Source organism: Roseateles chitinivorans, from assembly GCF_050632235.1.
In the GTDB taxonomy this organism is placed as follows: Bacteria; Pseudomonadota; Gammaproteobacteria; order Burkholderiales; family Burkholderiaceae_C; genus Roseateles; species Roseateles chitinivorans_A.
The window spans coordinates 3,159,208-3,179,700 of sequence record NZ_CP192584.1 but is presented as its reverse complement, the minus strand read 5'-3'; the positions used below and the strand labels follow the sequence as shown (position 1 = coordinate 3,179,700).

21 protein-coding genes are annotated in these 20,493 nt (G+C 68.0%); 7 read left to right on the top strand and 14 right to left on the bottom strand.

The features are described from left to right. The first annotated feature begins 26 nt into the window (after positions 1–26). The 6 genes from ACQ859_RS14430 to bamC all read left to right on the top strand — a co-directional run bounded on the left by ACQ859_RS14430 (position 27) and on the right by bamC (position 5,134). Positions 27–1,262, top strand: coding sequence for an MFS transporter (locus ACQ859_RS14430; RefSeq protein ID WP_431266351.1), 1,236 nt, complete (start codon positions 27–29; stop codon positions 1,260–1,262). A 22-nt stretch (positions 1,263–1,284) separates the two neighbouring features. After that, positions 1,285–1,419 carry a hypothetical protein gene (locus ACQ859_RS14425; RefSeq protein WP_431266350.1) on the top strand — a complete coding sequence of 45 codons (135 nt, stop codon included), beginning with the start codon at positions 1,285–1,287 and terminating at the stop codon, positions 1,417–1,419. Between the two features lie 91 nt (positions 1,420–1,510). Beyond that, positions 1,511–2,314: an SDR family oxidoreductase gene (locus ACQ859_RS14420; protein ID WP_431266349.1), complete on the top strand. Its 804-nt coding sequence runs from the start codon at positions 1,511–1,513 to the stop codon at positions 2,312–2,314. Beyond that, positions 2,311–2,946 (top strand): class I SAM-dependent methyltransferase, encoded by a 636-nt coding sequence (locus ACQ859_RS14415; RefSeq protein WP_431266348.1) that lies wholly within the window; start codon positions 2,311–2,313, stop codon positions 2,944–2,946. The genes ACQ859_RS14420 and ACQ859_RS14415 overlap by 4 nt, the downstream gene beginning before the upstream one ends. A 62-nt stretch (positions 2,947–3,008) precedes the next feature. Beyond that, entirely contained in the window at positions 3,009–3,890 is an 882-nt protein-coding gene (dapA, locus tag ACQ859_RS14410) for a 4-hydroxy-tetrahydrodipicolinate synthase (protein WP_431266347.1), read from the top strand. Positions 3,891–3,973: 83 nt separating this feature from the next. Then, complete coding sequence (gene bamC, locus ACQ859_RS14405) at positions 3,974–5,134, top strand: outer membrane protein assembly factor BamC (RefSeq protein ID WP_431266346.1); 1,161 nt, start codon at positions 3,974–3,976, stop codon at positions 5,132–5,134. A 258-nt stretch (positions 5,135–5,392) separates the two neighbouring features. On the opposite strand, the gene ACQ859_RS14400 is transcribed toward bamC, so the two are convergent. The 3 genes from ACQ859_RS14400 to ACQ859_RS14390 all read right to left on the bottom strand — a co-directional run bounded on the left by ACQ859_RS14400 (position 5,393) and on the right by ACQ859_RS14390 (position 7,452). Then, the gene (locus ACQ859_RS14400; protein WP_331612821.1) at positions 5,393–5,593 is read right to left on the bottom strand and encodes a hypothetical protein; all 201 of its coding nucleotides are present in this window, start codon (positions 5,591–5,593) and stop codon (positions 5,393–5,395) included. 156 nt (positions 5,594–5,749) lie between these two features. Next, a complete protein-coding gene (locus ACQ859_RS14395) occupies positions 5,750–6,274 on the bottom strand; it encodes a hypothetical protein (RefSeq protein ID WP_431266345.1) in 525 nt (174 codons plus the stop codon). A gap of 50 nt (positions 6,275–6,324) precedes the next feature. Continuing rightward, complete coding sequence (locus tag ACQ859_RS14390) at positions 6,325–7,452, bottom strand: JmjC domain-containing protein (protein WP_431266555.1); 1,128 nt, start codon at positions 7,450–7,452, stop codon at positions 6,325–6,327. 106 nt (positions 7,453–7,558) lie between these two features. On the opposite strand from ACQ859_RS14390, the gene ACQ859_RS14385 reads away from it, so the two are divergent. Further along, a complete protein-coding gene (locus tag ACQ859_RS14385; RefSeq protein ID WP_431257933.1) occupies positions 7,559–8,092 on the top strand; it encodes an FKBP-type peptidyl-prolyl cis-trans isomerase in 534 nt (177 codons plus the stop codon). A 93-nt stretch (positions 8,093–8,185) separates the two neighbouring features. On the opposite strand, the gene ACQ859_RS14380 is transcribed toward ACQ859_RS14385, so the two are convergent. The 11 genes from ACQ859_RS14380 to ACQ859_RS14330 form a co-directional block, all read right to left on the bottom strand. Then, entirely contained in the window at positions 8,186–9,298 is a 1,113-nt protein-coding gene (locus ACQ859_RS14380; RefSeq protein WP_431266344.1) for a hypothetical protein, read from the bottom strand. Positions 9,299–9,376: 78 nt separating this feature from the next. Beyond that, the gene (locus ACQ859_RS14375) at positions 9,377–11,512 is read right to left on the bottom strand and encodes an ATP-binding protein (RefSeq protein ID WP_431266343.1); all 2,136 of its coding nucleotides are present in this window, start codon (positions 11,510–11,512) and stop codon (positions 9,377–9,379) included. Further along, positions 11,505–12,173 (bottom strand): response regulator, encoded by a 669-nt coding sequence (locus tag ACQ859_RS14370; RefSeq protein WP_431266342.1) that lies wholly within the window; start codon positions 12,171–12,173, stop codon positions 11,505–11,507. The genes ACQ859_RS14375 and ACQ859_RS14370 overlap by 8 nt, the downstream gene beginning before the upstream one ends. A 116-nt stretch (positions 12,174–12,289) precedes the next feature. Beyond that, a complete protein-coding gene (locus ACQ859_RS14365) occupies positions 12,290–12,559 on the bottom strand; it encodes a hypothetical protein (protein WP_431266341.1) in 270 nt (89 codons plus the stop codon). Between the two features lie 274 nt (positions 12,560–12,833). Further along, on the bottom strand, positions 12,834–13,982 hold the full coding sequence (locus ACQ859_RS14360; RefSeq protein WP_431266340.1) for an ABC transporter substrate-binding protein: 1,149 nt from the start codon (positions 13,980–13,982) through the stop codon (positions 12,834–12,836). Positions 13,983–14,090: 108 nt separating this feature from the next. After that, complete coding sequence (locus tag ACQ859_RS14355) at positions 14,091–15,413, bottom strand: TRZ/ATZ family hydrolase (protein ID WP_431266339.1); 1,323 nt, start codon at positions 15,411–15,413, stop codon at positions 14,091–14,093. A gap of 104 nt (positions 15,414–15,517) precedes the next feature. After that, on the bottom strand, positions 15,518–16,498 hold the full coding sequence (locus ACQ859_RS14350) for a nucleoside hydrolase (RefSeq protein ID WP_431266338.1): 981 nt from the start codon (positions 16,496–16,498) through the stop codon (positions 15,518–15,520). A gap of 19 nt (positions 16,499–16,517) precedes the next feature. Beyond that, positions 16,518–17,519 carry a ribokinase gene (locus ACQ859_RS14345; protein ID WP_431266337.1) on the bottom strand — a complete coding sequence of 334 codons (1,002 nt, stop codon included), beginning with the start codon at positions 17,517–17,519 and terminating at the stop codon, positions 16,518–16,520. Beyond that, the gene (locus tag ACQ859_RS14340) at positions 17,516–18,532 is read right to left on the bottom strand and encodes a LacI family DNA-binding transcriptional regulator (protein WP_431266336.1); all 1,017 of its coding nucleotides are present in this window, start codon (positions 18,530–18,532) and stop codon (positions 17,516–17,518) included. Before ACQ859_RS14340 ends, ACQ859_RS14345 begins: the two co-directional genes overlap by 4 nt. Before the next feature lie 336 nt (positions 18,533–18,868). Beyond that, a complete protein-coding gene (gltA, locus tag ACQ859_RS14335; protein WP_088408872.1) occupies positions 18,869–20,179 on the bottom strand; it encodes a citrate synthase in 1,311 nt (436 codons plus the stop codon). Between the two features lie 30 nt (positions 20,180–20,209). Continuing rightward, positions 20,210–20,491 carry a succinate dehydrogenase assembly factor 2 gene (locus ACQ859_RS14330; RefSeq protein WP_377155548.1) on the bottom strand — a complete coding sequence of 94 codons (282 nt, stop codon included), beginning with the start codon at positions 20,489–20,491 and terminating at the stop codon, positions 20,210–20,212. Positions 20,492–20,493: the final 2 nt, after the last annotated feature.

Genomic DNA, 20,493 nt, shown 5'->3' with positions numbered 1-20,493 from the left:
GCCCGGCCAGCCGGTACATTGACCGGATGAGCGCGCTCCCGATTCCCCCTTCTTCTTCCCGCACGCTGTCGATGCGACAGGTGCTGATCTGCGGCGCCGCGATCGTCACGCTGTCGATGGGCATCCGCCACGGCTTCGGCCTGTGGCTCACGCCGGTCACCATGGACCGCGGCTGGACCCGCGAGGCGTTCTCCCTCGCGCTGGCCGTGCAGAACATCGCCTGGGGCGCCGCCGGGCCGTTCGCCGGCATGCTGGCCGACCGTTTCGGCGCGCTTCGCGTGCTGATCGCGGGCGCCCTGCTCTACGCGGCGGGGCTGGCGCTGATGGCGGTGTCGACCTCGACCGCCGGTTTCCTCGGCAGCGCCGGCGTGCTGATCGGCCTGGCCCAGTCGGGCACGACCTACGCGGTCATCTACGGCGTCATCAGCCGCAATGTCTCGGCGGAGAAACGCTCCTGGGCGATGGGCGTGGCCGCGGCGGCGGGCTCCTTCGGACAGTTCCTGATGGTGCCGGTCGAGAACTGGCTGATCGGCTACAACGGCTGGCAGAACGCGCTGTTCGTACTGGCGATCGCCGCCTGCCTCATCGTGCCCCTGGCCTTCGGCCTGCGCGAGCCGGCGCGGAACGCCGCCCACGGCGCGCACCACCAGAGCATCGGCCAGGCGCTGCGCGAGGCCTTCGGCTACCGCAGCTTCCAGCTGCTGATGCTGGGCTACTTCGTCTGCGGCTTCCAGGTCGTGTTCATCGGCGTGCACATGCCGAGCTACCTGAAGGACCACGGCCTCACGCCCCAGGTCGCCACCAACGCGCTGGCGCTGATCGGCCTGTTCAACGTCTTCGGCACCTACGCCGCGGGCACGCTGGGCCAGAAATTCCCCAAGCGCTACCTGCTGTCGGGCATCTACCTGCTGCGCTCGATCGCGATCATCATCTTCCTGAACGTGCCGCTGACGGCCACGAGCGTCTACGTCTTCGCCGCGGTCATGGGCGTGCTGTGGCTGTCCACCGTGCCGCCGACCAACGCGATCGTGGCGCAGATCTTCGGCGTGCAGCACATGTCGATGCTGGGCGGTTTCGTGTTCTTCAGCCACCAGATCGGCAGCTTCCTGGGCGTGTGGCTGGGCGGCAAGCTCTACGACGCGACGGGCTCCTACGACGTCGTCTGGTACCTGGCGATCGCGCTGGGCGTGATGGCGATGCTGGCCAACCTGCCGGTGCGCGAGACGGCGATCGCGCGGCGCGCGGTGCCAGCGGCGGCCTGACAGCGAGAGGCGGAGCACGGTCATGACGATGCGGCGCGGACTCTGGCGGATCACCGCATGGCTGGGCGCCTGCGGCGTGCTGGCGGCGGTGTTCCTGGCCTACACGCAGCCCTCGCTGATGCAGCAGCTGGGTGACGCGATCTGGGCCTGCTTCTGACCCGGTGCCCGGTTCTTGCCCCGCTCTTCAATCTGACGACGGATACGACAGCGACAACAAGCGCCACGAGCGCATCGACAACGGAGACAACATGGTCGTGATCATCACCGGCGCCTCCGACGGCATCGGCGCCGAACTGGCGCGTCAATGGGCGCGGCGCGAAGGCGCCAAGCTTTCGCTCGTGCTGGCGGCGCGCAGCATCGACAAGCTCGAGAAGGTGGCGGCGGAGTGCGAGTCGCTCGGCGCCCACACCCGCGTGCAGCGCTGCGACGTCGAGTCGCAGGAGGACTGCCAGGAGCTCGTGCGCGCGACGCTGGGCGCCTTCGGCGCGATCGACGTGCTGGTCAACAACGCCGGCATGTCGGCACACGCGCTGTTCGACCAGGTCAAGGACCTGGCCTGGTACCAGCGCCTGATGCAGATCAACCTGTGGGGCTCGGCCTGGTGCACGCAGGCGGCGCTGCCGGCCCTCAAGGCCAGCCAGGGCCGCATCGTCGCGGTCTCCAGCCTGGCCGGCCTGCTGGGCATCCCGGGCCGCACCGCCTACAGCGCCAGCAAGTTCGCGATGACCGGCTTCTTCGAGGCGCTGCGCACCGAGGTCGCCGCCAGCGGCGTCAGCGTGACCATCGCCTACCCCGGCGTCGTCGACACGCAGATCCGTTACCGCGGCTTCAATGCGCAGGGCCATGCGTCGGGCCTGAGCAGTCTCGACGAGCGCGGCGCGATGCCGGTCCAGGAATGCGCCCGGCTGATCCTCGACGGCACGCTCGCCCGCGAGCGCGACATCGTCATGACCGCCAAGGGCAAGCTGGGCCGCTGGCTCAAGCTGCTGGCGCCGGCCATGGTCGACCGCATGGCGATGAAGGCCCTCAAGAAGGAACAACGGCCCGCATGAGCACGACCTCTTTCCCCAGCGACTGGGTGCTGCGCTGGGCGCAGGCCTGGCGCGACCGCGACGGCATCACCGCGCTGGACCTGGCCTGCGGCCCGGGCCGCCATCTGCGTCTGCTGGCCGGTGAAGGCGTGGCCGTCACCGGCGTCGATCGCGACGCGGCGGCGCTGGCGTCGCTCGCCGGGCTGTCCGACCAGGTCGAACTGATCCAGGCCGACATCGAGCAAGGCCCGTGGCCGCTGGCGGACCGCGCCTTCGACGTCGTGCTCGTCACCAACTACCTGTGGCGGCCACTGCTGCCGCGTGTCGTCGAAGCTGTCGCGCCCGGCGGCTGGCTGATTTACGAGACCTTTACCGATGGACAACAGACGATCGGAAGGCCCGCCAATCCGGACTTCCTGCTGCGGCCCGGCGAGCTGCTGGCGGCCGTCGACGGCCTGCGCGTGATCGCCTACGAGGACGGCTTCATCGAGTCGCCAGGCGGCGGCACGGAGGACGGCGCGGTCAACGGCCGCCATGTCCAGCGCGTTGCTGCCGTTCGCGAAAACCGTCGGGCGGGCGCCGCGACCGCGTCCGGACAGGCCGGCGACGGCGGCGCATCGCCTGGGGTCTACCCCAGATACCGGCTGCGCTGAGCGCGCAGGTCCGGAAGCGCCCCGGCGCTTCAGTAGAATCCGCCGATCCAGAGGAATCCTCAATGAACGCAATTGTTGGCAGCATCGTCGCGCTGGTCACGCCGATGCATGAAGACGGCCGCATCGACTTCGATGGGCTGCGCCGCCTGATCGACTGGCACATCGACCAGGGCACGGACGTCATCGGCGTCGTCGGCACGACCGGCGAGTCCCCCACGGTCACGATGGAAGAGAACCGCGAGGTCATCCGCGTCACCGTCGAGCACGTCAAGGGCCGCAAGCCGGTGCTCGCCGGCACCGGCGCCAACGCCACCGCCGAGGCCATCGAGCTGAGCCGCTTCGCCAAGCAGGTCGGCGCCGACGCCACGCTGTCGGTCGTCCCCTACTACAACCGTCCGTCGCAGGAAGGCATCTACCAGCACTTCAAGGCGATCGCCGAGGCGGTCGACATCCCGATGATGCTGTACAACGTGCCCGGCCGCACGGTCGCGGACATGTCGGTGGAAACGACCCTGCGCTGCGCCTCGCTGCCCGGCGTGTTCGGCATCAAGGACGCGACCGGCAACATCGAGCGCGCCGCCTGGCTGATCAAGCATGCGCCGCAAGGCTTCAGCATCTACTCCGGCGACGACGCCACCGCCATCGCGATGATGTTCATGGGCGGCCGCGGCTCCGTCAGCGTCACCGCCAACATCGCCCCGAAGGCGATGCACGAGATGTGCGCGGCCGCGATCGAAGGCCGCGTGCGCGAGGCCACCGCGCTCCACTTCCAGCTGCTGCCGCTGCACAAGCAGCTGTTCTGCGAACCCAGCCCCGCACCGGCCAAGTGGGCCCTGAACAAGCTGGGCCGCTGCCCCAACAACCTGCGCCTGCCGCTGACGCCGCTGACGCCTGCCGGCCAGGATCTGGTCGCGGGTGCCCTGCGCGACGCCGGCCTGCTCTAATCACTGCCGGCCGGCGCGCGCCGGCCGCACCTTTTTCCTTCAGCGGCCGCGGGCCGCAGCGACCTACCTCGGAGATCTCCAGCGTGACTCGTTCCCTTTCTGAATCCGGCGCGCCCACTCCGGTGCGCGTGGCCTGCCTGATGGCGCTGGCCTCGCTGACGGCGTGCAGCACGTTCGAGAGCATCACCAGCAGCGACAAGGTCGACTACCGCACCCAGGCCAAGCAGACCACCGGCCTGGACGTGCCGCCGGACCTGACGCAGCTGCCCAAGGAAAACCGCCCCACCGGCCCGATCAGCGCCGCGCAGATGGCCGCGCAACCGAATGCGCAGCGCCAGACTGCCGCCACCGCCGGCGCCCCAGTCGCACTGGACAAGGCCGGCACGATCGAATTCCACCGCCTGGGCAATGCCCGCTGGCTGCACAGCGCGCTGCCGCCCGAGCAGGTCTGGCCCCAGGTCAAGTCCTTCTGGCAGGACCGCGGCTTCACGATCGAGTCCGAGGACCAGAACGTCGGCCTGATGGAAACGAACTGGGCCGAGAACAAGGCCAAGCTGCCGCAGGACTTCATCCGCAAGACGCTGGGATCGCTGCTGGATTCGCTGTACTCCACCGGTGAGCGCGACAAGTACCGCACCCGCCTGGAGCGCAACGACCAGGGCGGCACCGACATCTACGTCACCCACCGCGGCCTGGTCGAGGTCTACACGAACTCGCAACGCGACGAGACCGGCTGGCAGCCCCGCCCGTCCGATCCGGAGCTGGAAGCCGAGATGACCTCGCGCCTGATGCTCAAGCTCGGCGGCAAGGAAGAAGACGCCAAGACGATGGTCGCCAACGCGCAGCAGCCGGCGCCGTCGTTCGCCGAAGCGCCGCGCGGCAACGCCCCGCGTTCGCTGGCGGACGTGCCGGATCAGTTGAAGATCAACGAGGACTTCGACCGCGCCTGGCGTCGCGTCGGCCAGTCGCTGGACCGCCACGGCTTCACGATCGAGGACCGGGACCGCAAGCAGGGCCTGTTCTTCCTGCGCTACGCCGACCCCAACCAGGCCGGCAAGGAAGAACCCAACTTCTTCCAGCGCCTGTTCGGCGCGACCAGCGCATCCACCGCGGTGCGCTACCGCGTCTCGGTCAAGACCGAGGGCACGACCTCGACGGTCATGGTCCTGGACGACAAGGGACAGCAGCAGACCAACGAAATGGCCAAGCGCATCCTGCAACTGCTGATGGAAGACGTGCGCTGATCCACGCGATGGCGGACGACCGTACGCCATCAGTTTGCGCAAAACAAAACGCCACCTCCGGGTGGCGTTTTTCATTGGCGGGTTGACGACCCGGCATTCAGTGCGAGCGTCGTACGCATTCGCTTCGGCCGAGCCTGACAAACTCCACTCTAATACCAGCGACCCGACAGAGACATTGATCGGCGCCGACAAAGCGCGCAGGCAAAGAAAAAGCCGCAAGGGCGAACCCTTGCGGCTTTCTCTGGACGAGTGATCGTCTTAGTTGCTGGCGGCCGAAGCGGGCGCAGCAGCGTCGGAAGCGGCAGCCGAAGCTTCCACGGCCGGGGCCGAGGCTTCAACGGCCGGAGCCGAAGCTTCCGGAGCCGGGGTCGCCACGGGAGCGACGGCTTCTTCCTTCTTGCCGCAAGCGGTCAGGGCAACAACGGCCAGCAGGGAGGCCAACAGGATCGACTTTTTCATACTTGTCCTCAAGTAACTTTTAGACGAACAATCAATTACCGGTAATTAATGAAGTCGTACCAGATGACAAGTACAACTTCAGCAGACCAAGACGTGAGAAACCTCGAGCGCTTCCCTCGCCTAGCCAATGATTATAGACGCCAGTTTGTAATCTCCTTACAACCCGAGGGTGCTGCTGGCGAACGAGTCGGCAGAACGTTGCTCAATAGCGTCAAACCACTCGCCAGCCATGGCTTCTTCGCGGGCATCGTGCAGCGACAGGGACGCCCTCGCCGGTGTCCACAGCTTCAACGTCAGCAATCCGGGTGCCAGCAGCAGGCCCATGGGCGCGGGCGTGCTGCGCTCGGCGAGGTCGGCCGGGTCGTAGGCGCGCGCCTGGACCACATGGTCGTGGGTCTGGCGCCACTGGACGAAACGAGGATGGACGCGCCGCAGCGTCTCGTAGTGGTGGGTCGACAACAGGCGCAACTTGCGATGGGGCAGCGCCCATCGATGCAGCGCCTCCAGCAGCGCGGGCTCGGACAAGGGCCAGTCGGCGAAATCCGGGGCCAGCCAACACAACTCCCGTCCGCCCTCCTCCGCGGCCCGCTGCAGCGCTTGCCGCAGCATTTGCCGGACCTCGGCCGAGGACTCGACGAGGCCGGCCTGGAGGACGGCAGGGGGCGTGGGTTCCGGCGTCATGTCGAGCTCCTCTTGACGGTGACCGTGACGGTGGCGGGCGTCCGCGTCGATCAGGCGGGCAGCACCCAGCCGTCCTCGGTCCACTGATCCAGCAAATCGCGTGCGCCCTCGCTGAGTTTCGCGACTTCGGCAGCGGACAGCTCGCGGCGGTCCGCCATCCGGCGCATCAGCGTCGCATCGCGTCCGCCTGCGCGGAACGATTGTCCGTTGATGAAGACATGCGCGGCGTCGTACATCATGCGGGTGCGTGCGCTCAGCTGCGCGCCCTGCCCTGGCGGCAGCGCCTCGCCCGGCTCGAAGAACACGCGGGGCTTGGGTTCGGTCAGCGCCTCGCCCAGTGCACGCTCCAGCGCCAACGGCTGCGAGGCGGCTCTCAGGACCGCCTCCCGCGCGAAGGCCGTGAGCGCCTCGGGAATGCGACCCGGTTCTCCCGTCGCCGCTTGGCGGGGATCCATGTACATCCGGTCGCCGCGCGGCGCCTCCTCGTCGTCGGTCAGGCGGACCAGCAGTTCGTTGGCCAGCTCGCTGCGCCACGGCGAGCGGAATCCCACCGAGGCGGTCATGCAATCGCCGCCGACCGCCACGCCATCGTGTGCCCAGCCCGGCGGCAGGTAGAGCATGTCGCCGGGCTCGAGCACGAACTCCTGCTCCGGCTCGAAGTCCGCCAGCACCTTCAACGGGACGTCCTCGCGCAGCGCGCCGGTGGTCGACACACCCAGGCGGCCGATGCGCCAGTGGCGCCGTCCGCTGACCTGGATCAGGAAGACGTCGTAGGAATCGAAATGCGGGCCGACGCCGCCGCCCTCGCTGGCATACGACAGCATCAGGTCGTCCAGCCGCGCCTCCGGGACGAACCGGAACCGGCTCAGCAGCGCGTGCGCCGGCTCGACGTGCAGGTCCAGCCCCTGGACCAGCAGCGTCCACTGAGGCTTGCTCCAGGCGGGCAGCTTGGCGATCGGCCCCTGGCGCATCGACCAGCGTCCGCCGTCCTGCTGCGAGACGAGGCGGGATTCCACCTCGTCGCTGGCGGCCAGGCGGGCCAGGCCGGCGCGATCGATCGGCGGCACCACGCCGGGCAGCGCCTGGCGCACCAGCAGCGGCTGCTTCTGCCAATGGCGCTTCATGAACTGCGCGGGGCTGAGGCCGCCGAGCAGCGGCAGCTTCGCGGCGATGTCGATGCCCGAAGCGTCGGGCGCAGCCAGGGCGCGCTTCGACGGGATCGACGAGGTCGGGGGGACTTGGACTTGGAGGTCATGGGCGCGCATTGTCTGAGAGAATTGCCCGATGCAAATCACTGCCCCCTGCGTCGTCTCCCTGACCTGGAGACTCGAGGACGCCCAAGGCCAATCCGTCGAGGTGCTGGACCCGCCGATGGAGTTCTTCTACGGCGGCCAGGACCTGTTCACCAAGGTCGAGGAAGCCTTGACCGACAAGCTCGCCGGCGACGAGGTCAGCGTGGCGCTCGAGCCCGAGGACGCGTTCGGCGACTACGACAGCGCCCTGGTCTGTTTCGAGCCGCGCGAGGTCTTCCCCGAGAACGTCGATGTCGGCATGCAGTTCGAGGGCCTGCCCGAAGGGTCGTCCACGCCGGACATGCCGGCCGACCGCATCTACACCGTGACCGAGGTCTATCCGGAACACGTGGTGCTCGACGGCAACCACCCGCTGGCCGGGGTCGGACTGCGCATCCATGTGACGGTGCACGACGTGCGCGAGGCCACCGAGGAGGAACTCGAAGCGGGTTCGCTGGGCGACTCGGGCTTCACCGTCGCGACCGGCCTGACCAGCGGCCCGGGACCGGACGAGCCGATCCACTGACGCCAACGCTGCCGCTGCATCAGGAAAGCCCCGCACAGGCGGGGCTTTGTCATTTCACGGGAGGCGCCATGCAGACCCTCACGCCGGCGCCGTTCAGTCCATCGAGCGATCCCGGGGAATCGAGGAACCGGCGGGCCGCGCCGGCATGGCCGATGAATCGCGGCCACACAGGCGCCGGTAGAGATCGAAGATCTTCGCCTCCAGTTCCTCGGGACTGCAGCAGGCGCGTGCCATGATCAGCCGCGCACGATAGTTGTGGATCTGCTCCCGCACCGCGTGCGACCAGCTCTGGTTGCCGGGCGTCAGGTCGAAGGTGCTGCTGCGCAGCACATGCAACCAGCCGATCAGCACCGGCTCCGGCAATCCCGCCAGCGTCTCGGTCAGCGTCCTCGGCGGCCGCGCGTGGCCGGCATGCAGGCGGTGGAGCATCAGCAACCGGATCACCAGCGCGGGGTCCGAGGCCGCGATCATGGCCAGGGCGTCATGCGGCGCACCATGCCGCACCAGGCGGAACATCCGCCCGAGCACGTCCAGGTCGCAACTCGGCAACGATCGCGGCGACTCCTCCTGCGGTGCCATCAGCAGGTCCCCCTGGAAATAGCGCACGCCCAATGCCTTGAGGCGCAGGTAGTCCGCCGGCTCGGTCATCCGGTCGGCGATCAGCAGGGCGCCCGCCTGGCGCGCCAGTTCCTGGACGCTCGCCCACGCGCTCACCGGCGCCAGCGACACATCCAGCTTCACGAACGACACCATCGGCAGCCAGGCCGTGCGCGGATCATCCGGCGACACCACCCCGGCCAGCGCGAAGCGATACCCCCGCGCATGCAGTTGCGCGATCCGGCGTGTCACCGCCTCCTGGACAGGGATCCCCAGGGGCAGCTGGCTCGTGCCGAGGTTCCCGCACAGGACATCCGCGATCGGACTGAGCAGCGTCGCCGCGTCCATGTCGATGAACAGGCAGCCGGGACGTCGATGGGCGAGGCCACCGTCGAGCAGGGCCTGGCTCAGCAGCAGGCTGGTCGCATAGGCGCTGGGCGGCGGCGCCCGGCGCACGCCGGCGCTCCAGCGGAAACACAACTCCTGGCCCATCGGCTCGACCGAGCCATCGATGATGGATTGACGTGCGAAACGGGAGCAGGCGGGTTCGGCTTGAATCAGCAGCCGGGCGACCGTGACGCCGCTGCGGGAGGGTCGGGAAGATTGCATGGCCATGAAGATCGTCGACAGACCCGGATGCCCGGGCGGGACGTCAGTATTTCCAGGAACGGCCGAAGGTTCGATGGCTCAGCTCAGTGGCAATGCAGCGGTTTCCGACTGGGAACAGTCGCCGACCGACTCGTTTGCTGGGTTCGGAACCCGCGATATCGTCAACGGGAGGCTCAACGAGGTTCGCGCGCCCTGCGGCGTGCGTTCGAAATGGAAGCGCGCGCCGATGCGTTCGGCGCGACGGCGCAGGCCGTCCAGGCCGGTGCCGCCGGCCAGCGGCGACACGTCGTCGCCGGAGCCCTCGCGGGCTCCCTCGCGAGAGCCCTCGGCGCCCCCTTCGAGAGCGTCACGCTGCGCCGCCCCGGACTGGCCGTTGTCCTCGATGAGCACCTCCAGTCGCTCGCCCTGCGGCACCCTCATGCGGATCAAGAGCCGGCTCGCCCGGGCGTACTTGATGGTGTTGGCGACGGATTCCTCGACGATCCGCATCACCTGCTTGGACAGGTCGGCCAGCAGGACGATCTCCGGTCCGTCAGGAATGTCGTACTCGATCTGGAAATCGGCCCGGGTCAGCGAATCGTCGAGATTGCTGCAGTAGGTGAACAGGATGTCGTGGACCGTCCGCTGCTCGTGGAGGTCCGTCACCGAGATGATCTCCCGGAGGTCCTTCAGCGCGTCCATCAGCCCGCGCTCGAGGCGGTCGTGGTCGATGTCCCGGTCGCGCACGCTGAACAGCGTCGTGACCAGCTTGGAGCCGATGCCGTCATGCAGGTCCCGGTAGATCCGGTCGCGCTCGGCCTGCGCGGCGGAGTCGGCTTCCATCTCGCGCTGCCGGTTGTAGCTGACCAGCAGCTCCCGTTCGCGCTGCTGCAAGGTGTCCGAGAGGATGCGGTTGTTGTCGCGCACGCGCTTCACGTTCGTCTGGAACTTCGTCAACAGGATCTGCGCGACGACGAACAGCAGCAGCGGCACGCTCAGGTGGCTCAGGAAGATCGGCGTCACCAGCAGGTGCGACAGCGACCAGCCGGCGTCCGGCATCGGGAACATGACGAGCTGCCGCACCGCGTTGCGGTCGCGCAGCGCGAAGACCTGCGCCAGCACGGACTGGAACAGCAGCGACAGGGCCGTGCGCGAACGCGTCCGCGCCACATGCAACGCGAGTCGCGAGCAGGCGTAGAGATGGAACACGAGCAGGACCGGCAGCCAGTACGCGTCGAGCCACTCGCGTCCGCGCGGTCCCAGCAGCGGGTATGACGCCGCCGCGAAGGCCGCCACGCCGAACAGGGCCAGCATCCCGCGCCGCCCCAGCGGTTCGCCGACGAAGGCGAAGAGGAACAGCGTCAACACCACCACGACGCCGCCGATGCAGGCGTACTGGGCCCAGAGCCACAGCGGCACCAGCGCGGCCGGCACGTACGGCAGCAGCACCAGCGAGAAGAGCACCGACCACAGCACCGTCGTCGCACCCGCATGCAGGAACACGGCGCCCTCCCGGCGGTTCGCCAGCCACGCGCCCAGCATGAACATGCCGGCCAGCAGGCAGAACACATTGGAGGCATTGGCCAGGGACGTCCCGACGAACAGGGTCAGCTCGCTGATGTAGGAGATGGTGTCGAGATCGCCGATGTACAGCGGCGCGATGTGGATCTGCCGGTCCCAGGTCGTGAGTTCGACGGTCAGCACATTGCCTTCCGGCTGCACGAGGCTGCGCGCCAGCGGCACCTGCAAGGGGCGGTACCACTTGTAGCGCGCGTCGGCCGTCGACTTCGGCAGGCCGGCGACCCAGACGCCGTTCAGATAGACGTCCATGCCGTCCAGGGCCTGGCTGATCAGCAGGCTGGTCCCGGGGATCCGCGAATCGCCGTGGAACGGCGCGCCTGCCCGCGCGGGGCAGCACGGTGGCGGCCGGGACAGGTAGCGATCCAGGTCGATCCGGAATCTCGCCCGCTTCAATCCGACCGACTGGCCGACGTCGTGGAAGTAAGGCAGCGCGAAAGCCCGCTGGTGGGCAAGGACCGGCCCCTCCAGCCGGGAGGTCTCCGGACCGGCATCGCCGGCATCGGCGCTGGCCTGGACGATCTCCAGGTCCTGGGCGCCCTCGACACGGTAGACCCGCGTCGCCAGGCTGCTGGTCGCCACCACCAGCAAGGCCAGGACGAAGAAGGTCAGCCAGAAGAACACCGTCTTCAGCGAACTGCGCCGCGGACTACTCATCGATGAGCCCGTGCAGGCGCGCCGCGTTGGCGGCCATCGCCCGCGACTTCACCCCCAGCTTGCGGTAGACGCTGCGCAGATGCTGGTTGACGGTGTGATGCGAGATGCTGAGCCGACGCCCGATCTCGACGATGGGCAATCCGTCGACGAGGTGCCGCAGCACCTCCCACTCCCGTTCACCCAGTCCGAGGTCGCGCAGCAGCTTCTGCCGGTCGACAGGGGGCCGCACGTTGTTCTCGAGCATCGTGATCCGCTCGACGACGAGTTGCGCGACCGCCGGGCTCAGCGGCGCCTGACCGTTGTGCGCGCTGACGAGCTTGTCCACCATCGCCGGCTGGATCTCGTCCTTGAGCAGGTAGCCGCTCGCCCCGGCCCGCAGGCTGCGCATCACATGCTTGCTGTCGCCGAAGGTGCTGACGACGACGCTGCGCGACTCCGGGCACTTGTCCTGGATCAACCGGATCAGTTCGACGCCGTCGACATCCGGCAGCCCCAGGTCGACGATGTACAGGTCGGCGCGATTGGCGAGGATCGCCGCCACCGCTTCGCCACGATTCTTGGCGACGCCCACCACCTCGCAAAAGCTGCTGTTTGAAATCACGTCCACCAACCTTTTCATGACGGTGGCCTCGTCCTCGATGATCACGACGGCGATACTCATTCGCGGGCTCCTTCTCACTCGTTATCCCATTACCCAAAGGCGGGCACAGTTTCGCGAGCGAGCAGAAACGAGCAATCACCGAAGCAAGTAAAGGCAAAAAGGCCAGACTACTGAATTCAGTGGTGGTCCAGGACGCGCGGCGGAGGGGGTGTCCATTCCTCGTCGATGGGCCTTGCGCCCCGACGCCATCGGCCTTTGATCCAGTCTTCCGCGCTGGCGGCCAGGCACGCGATGAACAGCATGCCGCCGCCCATCGCCAGCAGATAACCAATGACAGTAAGTTCAAATAAGGGATGGCCAGGGGTCAACGATTCGGTTCGTTCGGCCAACAGACAACCTCCACCGGAAAGCGCGAGCCCGATCGAGACCGCGTACATGTTTCTCATGGCATCCATCCATTTGCGCACTATTGATCGCAGTGTCACCGACTGCGATCAGTTTGCCAGTCACTCAAAAATGCATTTGTCGACGTCAGCGCAGCAGTTTCCAAAGATTCGAATCCCGAATTTTCTGATCGACCACTGAATCCGTATCCTCGACTGAAGTCACGGAATATCCGGAGCAGGTCGCTGCCCCGTCAGCGGCGGCCGTTGCGATGTCGAGGCAGAAAGCAGAACGGGCGCCCGAAGGCGCCCGTCGCGGGGAGATCCCGGGCCGGGATCAGCGCAGGAAGCGTCCTCGCGGATCGATGATCGCGATGTCGGCGTAGTTCGTGCCGGTATGGTCGGTCGGCGAGTAGCCCACCTCCATCCCGCCGAGGTCGTAGCGCGTCATGCTGTTGAGCACCTTCTGGATCGCGGCGCGGCTGGGATCCTTGCCGGCGCGCTTGAGCGCCTCGACCAGCACCTTGGCGGACGCGAAGCCCTCCATCATGGCCGGCGTGACCTGCCCCGCGGACTCCGTGGGGTGCGCCTTCACCAGATCGCCCAGTTCCCGGACCATCGGCACGTTGGTCGAACGCTCGCTCGGGAAGACCTGCGAGACGATGATGCCGGCAGCGTTCTGGCCCAGCAGCTGGACGAAGCCGTTGGAGGCGTTGTTGGACAGGGTGGCGCCCAGGATGCGCGAACCGGCCGCGCGCAGCGCATTGATCGTGTCGGCGGTGATCTGCTGCGACGCGACCAGCAGCACGACCTGCGGGTCCGCGGCGATCAGCTGCTTGACCACGCCGGCGATGTCCGGCTTCTCGCGCTCATAGGTGAAGTGGGCGACCGGCTTCATCTTGCGGTCGTTGAAGCCCGTCATCGCCCCGGCGATGCCGTCCGCGCCGAAGGTGTCGTTCACCTGCACCAGCGCGATGCGCGTGTTGCCCATCTCCAGCAGCAGCTGGACGGCGCGCTCGGCTTCACGCTGGTAGGTCGAGCGCACGTTGAACACGAACGGATGGACCGGCTTGTGCAGCAGCATCGCGCCGGTCGACGGCGCGATCAGCGGCACCTGACCCTTCTCCAGCAGCGGCATCACGGCCTGCGTGTGCGGCGTGCCGCGTGTCAGGAACAAGGCGACCGCGCCCTTGTCGATCAGCGTCTGCGCGTTCGCGGCGGCACGCTTGGGATCGAAGCCGTCGTCCAGCGACTGCAGGTCGATCTTCTGGCCGTTGACGCCGCCGGTGGCGTTGACCTTGTCGATGTAGAGCTTGGCGCCCAGCGTCAGTTCCTTGACGCTGGCCGACACCTGGCCGGTGAAACCGGCGGTCTGGCCGATCAGGATGTCCGCATGCGCGGCGGCGCTGAGGCCGAAGGCCACCAGTGCGGTGGCGATGGAAGCGGCGAACCGGCTCAGGGGCCGGTGCCGTGTAGGCTTGCTCATAGGTGGTCTGTCCCGCCGGCGCGCGGTGGCGGCCGGCTGTGTCTCCAGCACGCCGGCGGTCAGATCGCCGCCGGCCCCTCGGCGCCGAGACCCCCATGTTCAGGGGGATCAGCGCCCCGCGCGCATCTTAGCCACGATGTCCGCTACCCGCCCAAGCAAAGCCTGCGTGTCGAAGGTCAGAACGTTGCGATTCGACAGCACCTGGCGGCCGCCCACCCAGACATCCGTGACATGTTCACGCCCGGCGACATAAACGAGCTGCGCATCGGCGTGATACACGGGCTGGCATTCGATCGAGTCCAGCGCCACCGCGACCACGTCGGCCAGCTTGCCGGCCTCGAGCGTGCCCAGGTCGTTCGCCCGGCCCATGGCCTTGGCGGCGCGCACGGTGGCCATCTCCAGCGCGGTGCGCGCGGTGACGGTCAGCGGGTCGCCGGTGACGCCCTTGGCGAGCAGCGCCGCGGCGCGGATCTCGCTGAACATGTCCTGCCGGTTGTTGGAGGCTGCGCCGTCGGTCCCGAGGATGGTGTTGACGCCGGCCGCTTCCAGGGCCTTCACCGGCGCGACGCCGGACGCCAGCTTCAGGTTGGAGCTCGGGTTGTGGACCAGGTGCACGCCCTGCTTCGCGACGAGGTCGATCTCGTCCGGGGTCAGGTGGACCATGTGGACGGCGATCATCTTCGCGTTCAGCAGGCCCAGCTTGTTCAGGCGCGCCAGCGGACGCTCACCGTACTGCTTCACGCTGCCGTCGATCTCGTCCTGCGTCTCGTGGATGTGGCAGTGCATCTGCAGGTCGTACTTCTCGGCCAGCTCGCGCAGCTGGATGAAGGTCTCGTCCGAGACCGTGTACGGCGCATGCGGCGCGCTGGTCCAGTCCAGCAGCTTCTCGCCCTTGAACTGCTCGTAGGCGGCGAGGCCCTTGTCGATGTAGTCCTGCGCGTTGGCGGCGTAGCCGGTCGGGAAGTCGATGACGTTGATCGACACGCCGGCGCGGATGCCGCTGTCCACCGCCGCGCGAGCCATCGCGGTCGGGAAGAAGTACATGTCGTTCAGGTAGGTCACGCCGCCGCGCAGCGCTTCGGCCGCGGACAGCAGCGAGCCCTGGTAGGTCCAGTCCTCGCTGACCCACTGGCGCTCCAGCGGCCAGATGTGGTTGTTGAGCCAGTCCATCAGCGCGAGGTCGTCCGCGACGCCGCGCAGCAGCGACATCGCCGAGTGCGTGTGCGCGTTGATCAGGCCGGGGATCAGCACATGGTTCGGGAGCTCGACGCGCTCGGCGTCGGCGTAGCGCTTGAGCGCTTCCTCGCGCGGCAGGACGGCGGCGATGCGCTCGCCTTCGATGGCCAGCGCGTGCTGCTCGAGCACCGGGCTGTCCGGGGTCATGGTGATCAGCCAGCGGGGCAACAGCAGCTTCACGGCTTGGGTCGTCATTCAGGTTCTCCTTGCTCACGCCGCTCGGCGCGAGCGTGCATTGTCTTGATTCTTGGCGACGCCGTCGCGACGGCGGTGGATCACATCGTCGCGGCGGCGCGGATTCAGAAGATCTCGTCGAACAGCGCCAGCACGCGCGCCGCGTCGACCGCGACGCAGACCTGCTGCGCCGGATGGCCGCTCCAGGGCGTGCCGGCGCCGTGCTCGTTGCGCCAGTCCTGGATGGTCTGGCCGGTGGCGATGCCCTCCAGCGCCACGCGCACCGGGCCCGCACGCAGCGTGAAGGCGTCCGGCACCAGCAGGATCGCCGCGGCGCTCGCGTCGTGCGCGTAGATGCCGCCGATGCCGTCGCGCGCATCGTAGAACTGCTGGTAGTGGCGCGTGGCCTCCCAGAGCAGGTCGCCCGCGCCATCGCCACGGCCGCGCAGCTTCGCCAGGTCGGCCTCGCGCATGATCGCTTCCTGCGTCACGTCCAGGCCGACGATGGTCACCGGCCAGGCGGCGGTGAAGACCTGGTCCGCGGCTTCGGGGTCGGCCATGATGTTGGCTTCGGCCACCGGCGACACGTTGCCGCCGTGGCCCTTCAGGCCGAAGGCGCCGCCCATCACGACGACGCGCTTGACCTTGCCGGCGATCGCCGGGTCGTGCGCCAGCGCAAGCGCGAGGTTCGTGAACGGGCCGACGGCCACCAGCGTGATCTCGTCGGGCCGCTCGTTGACCAGATCGCAGATCAGTCGATGCGCAGGCCGCGGATCGAGCGGCCGTGTCGGCGCCGGCAGGCGGTGGGCGACGCCGCCGAGGCCATCATCACCGTGCACATGCGCGGCGTCCTTGCGACGGCGCTCGTCGCGCAACGGGCCTTCGGCGCCGGCGGCGACGGGCACGTCCTGGCCGTAGAGCGCGGTCAGCCCGCGCGCGTTGCGCGTGGTCGTGGCGACGGGGCCGTTGCCGAAGGCCGTCGTGACGGCCACCAGCTCGAAGCGGGGATGACAGGCCAGCAGCGCGAGCGCGAGCGCGTCGTCGATGCCGGGGTCGGTGTCGAAGAGGACCGGGATGCGGTCCGATGCGGAGATCATGCTGTCCATGGGGTACTGCGCTCCAGGGTCAGGGGTTGCCGTCGCCGGAGTGTGCCCCGTTCGCGATCAGCTCGGCGAGCTCGGGCAATTCCGGCAGTTCCGAGCGGTGCGGCATCGCCTGCTGCACGCCGGTGCGGCTGACCGCGAGCGCCGCCGCCAGTTGCCCCAGCGCGGCGGCGCGGGCGGGCACCAGGCCCTCGGCCAGGCCGACCGCGAGTCCGCCCACCAGCGTGTCGCCGGCGCCGACCGTGTCCACGGCGTCGACGCGCGAGGCGCGCAGATGCAGCCCGTCGGGATGCTCGTCGCTGAGCAGCCAGGCGCCGGCGCCGCCCAGCGTCACCAGCACATGGCGAGGTCCCAGCGTCCGCAGATGCGAGGCGGTCGCCCGTGCGATCGCGATGCCGTCGGCATCGCCGGGCAGCGCCACGTCGCGGGCCAGTTGCAGGGCTTCGGTCTCGTTGACGATCAGCCAGTCGCTCAAGGCCAGCAGCGCCGCCGGCAGGTCCTGCGCGGGCGCGGCGTTGAGCACCGTGATCACGCCGGCTTCCCGGGCGATCTCGAAGGCGCGCTGGATCGCCGGCACCGGCACTTCCAGCTGCGCCACGACGACCTTGGCCTGGCGCAGCAAGGCCCCGCCCTGCTCCACGTCGGCCGCGTCCAGGTCCGCATTGCTGCCGGGCACGACGACGATCGCGTTCTCGCCGCCCTCGCTGGCGACCATGATCACCGCCACGCCGGGCCACGCGGTCTCGTCACGGCGGATCGCCTGGACATGCACGCGTTCAGCCTCCAGCGCCTTCAGCAGGTCCTGCCCGTGCTGACGCATCCCGATACGGCCGATCAGCGCCACCTCGGCGCCCAGCCGCGACGCGGCCACCGCCTGGTTGCCGCCCTTGCCGCCCGGCGTGCCGGCGAAGGCCTCGCCGATCAGGGTCTCGCCCGGCGCGGGCAGACGCGCGGCGTGGGCCACGAGGTCCATGTTGACGCTGCCCACCACCACCACGGTGGCCGCAGCCTTTGCTGAAGTCATGAAAGCTCCGGAGACGACGGCGCCGCAGTGCTCTCGCGCAGCACGACCTGCGGCACGAGTTGCAGGTCCTTGAAGGGCGCCTGGGGATTCTCGATGCGCTCGATCAGCGCGCGGCCGGCCTCCCGGCCCAGGTCGCGGATCGAGCAGCCCACGCTGGTCAGCGCGGGATAGACATAGCTGCCGAGTTCGATGGCGTCGAAGCCCACGACCGACAGCTGACGCGGGACGTTCAAGCCGAGTTCGGCCGCGGCGCGCAGCGCGCCCATGCCCATCAGGTCGTTGCAGGTGAAGACCGCCGTCAACTCGGGCTGGCGGGTCAGCAGCGCCTTGACGGCCTCGTAGCCGCCGGCGGTGCTGAAGTCGCTCTCGGCCAGCCACTCGGCACGGGCGTCCAGACCGCGCTGCTGCATCGCATTGCGCCAGCCGGCGACCCGCTCGGTGGTCACCTCGAATTCGGCGGGGCCGCTCACGCAGCCGATGCGGCGATGACCCAGTTCCAGCAGATGGCGGACGACCTCGAAGGCGCCGAGCTGGTTGTTGACGCTGACGCGGTCCGCGCGCGCGCCGGGCACCAGTCGGTCCACGGTCACGACCGGCACGCTCGCATGGCGGAAGGTGCTGGCCAGCGTCTCGGCGTCGCCGGCGGAGCTCAGCAGCAAGCCGTCGATGCGCTTCTCCAGCAGCGTGCGCAGATACGCCTGCTGGTGTTTGGGATCGTTGTCCGAGTTGCAGAGGAAGACCGAATACCCCGCCTGCCGGCACCACTCCTCGGCGCCGACGACCAGCTCCGCGAAGAACGGGTTGCGCACGTTGGGCACCAGCACGCCGACGATCTTGGTCTCGCTGCGACGCAGCGACCGGGCCACCGCGCTGGGCAGGTAACCGATCTCGTCGACCGCCGCCAGCACCCGCGCGCGGGCCTCGGCACTCACCGGCCGCGTGTTGTTCAGCACGTGCGACACCGTGGTGAAGGACACCCCCGCCAGCGCGGCCACATCCTTGATGGTGCTCATCGGTCGATCCGGTCCTCTGCTCGTGCCAAACTGGCTGGTTCAGTCAATTGCAAACGTTTGCAAAGCATAACCCAAGGGCGACGCGCTTCCGGCCGGGGAAGCCCGCGCATCAAATATTCAAGCGCGTTTTTCGAGGGCTGCCCTACCCCGAGTCGCCAAGCGCGGGCTCTCCGCGACGCAGGGGGCATCGCGTCCGCGAACCCCCAGCATCACTCCGGCCCCACCCTCTCACGTTGACGTCGGGTCAGGTCTTGCGGCCTGCGGAAAGAAAAAGCCCCTGGCCGAGGCTCAGGGGCTTGGTGATGCGAACCGGCATTCCGGTTCGAAGTCAGCTGATCAGCGTTGCGCGATCGGCGTGACGTTGCGCGGGGTGGCGCCGACGAACAGCTGACGCGGACGGCCGATCTTGTACTCGGGGTCGCCGATCATCTCGTTCAGCTGGGCGATCCAGCCGACCGTGCGGGCCAGCGCGAAGATCGCCGTGAACAGCGGCACCGGGATGCCGATGGCGCGCTGCACGATGCCGGAGTAGAAGTCGACGTTCGGGTACAGCTTGCGGGCGACGAAGTATTCGTCTTCCAGCGCGATCTTCTCCAGCTCCATCGCCAGCTTGAACAGCGGGTCGTCGTGCAGGCCCAGTTCGTTCAGGACTTCATGGCAGGTCTCGCGCATCAGCTTGGCGCGCGGGTCGTAGTTCTTGTAGACCCGGTGGCCGAAGCCCATCAGCTTGACGTTGCTGTTCTTGTCCTTGACCTGCTTGATGAACTCGCCGATCTTGGCCACGCCACCCATCTGCTGGATGTCGTTGAGCATGTTCAGGCAGGCCTCGTTGGCGCCGCCGTGCGCCGGGCCCCACAGGCAGGCCACGCCCGCGGCGATGGCCGCGAACGGGTTGGTGCCCGACGAGCCGCACAGGCGCACGGTCGAGGTCGACGCGTTCTGCTCGTGGTCGGCATGCAGCGTGAAGATGCGGTCCATCGCGCGGACCAGCACGTCGTTGGGCTTGTACTCCTCGCACGGCGTGGCGAACATCATGCGCATGAAGTTGCCGGCGTACGAGAGATCGTTCTTCGGATAGATGTAGGGCTGGCCGATCGTGTACTTGTAGGCCATCGCCACCAGCGTCGGCATCTTCGCGATCAGGCGGATCGCGGCGATCTCGCGGTGCTCGGGATTATTGATGTCGGTGCTGTCGTGATAGAAGGCCGACAGCGCGCCCACCAGGCCCGTCATGACCGCCATCGGATGCGCGTCGCGACGGAAGCCGCGCAGGAAGAACTGCATCTGCTCGTTGACCATGGTGTGGTTGGTCACGCGATTGACGAACTCTTCCTTCTGCGACGGGCTGGGCAGCTCGCCGTACAGCAGCAGGTAGCAGGTCTCGAGGTAGTCGCAGTTGGTCGCCAGCTGTTCGATCGGGTAGCCGCGGTACAGCAGCTCGCCCTTGTCGCCGTCGATGTAGGTGATCGTGGAGTTGCACGACGCCGTCGACAGGAAGCCCGGGTCGTAGGTGAACTTGCCGGTCTGCGCGTAAAGCTTGCGGATGTCGATCACATCCGGACCGATGGTGCCCTTGTACAGGGGCAGATCCATTTGCGGGCTGCCATCGGAGAACGACAGGGTGGCTTTGACGTCAGACGGGGTCATGGGCATTCCTTATGACTTCGGGGGTTCTGGTTACTGAGGGGTCCGCAGCATCGCGAGCACGGCATGAACGTCGGGCCGGTCCAGCTCGTCGGCCGGTTCCTTGCGGGCCAGCATCAGATCGAGCAGGTCGTTGTCCGACAGGTCCATCAGCTGACGCAGGCCTTCCGCGTGGAATTCGGTCAACGCGCCTTCGTGCCGCCGGAAGAACCGCTCGATGAAAAGATCATTCTCCAACAGCCCGCGGCGGCAACGCCATTTGAGCTTGGAGAGATCCCTCTCATCGATGAGGGTGTTCGTGTCGGCGGCGTTCATGC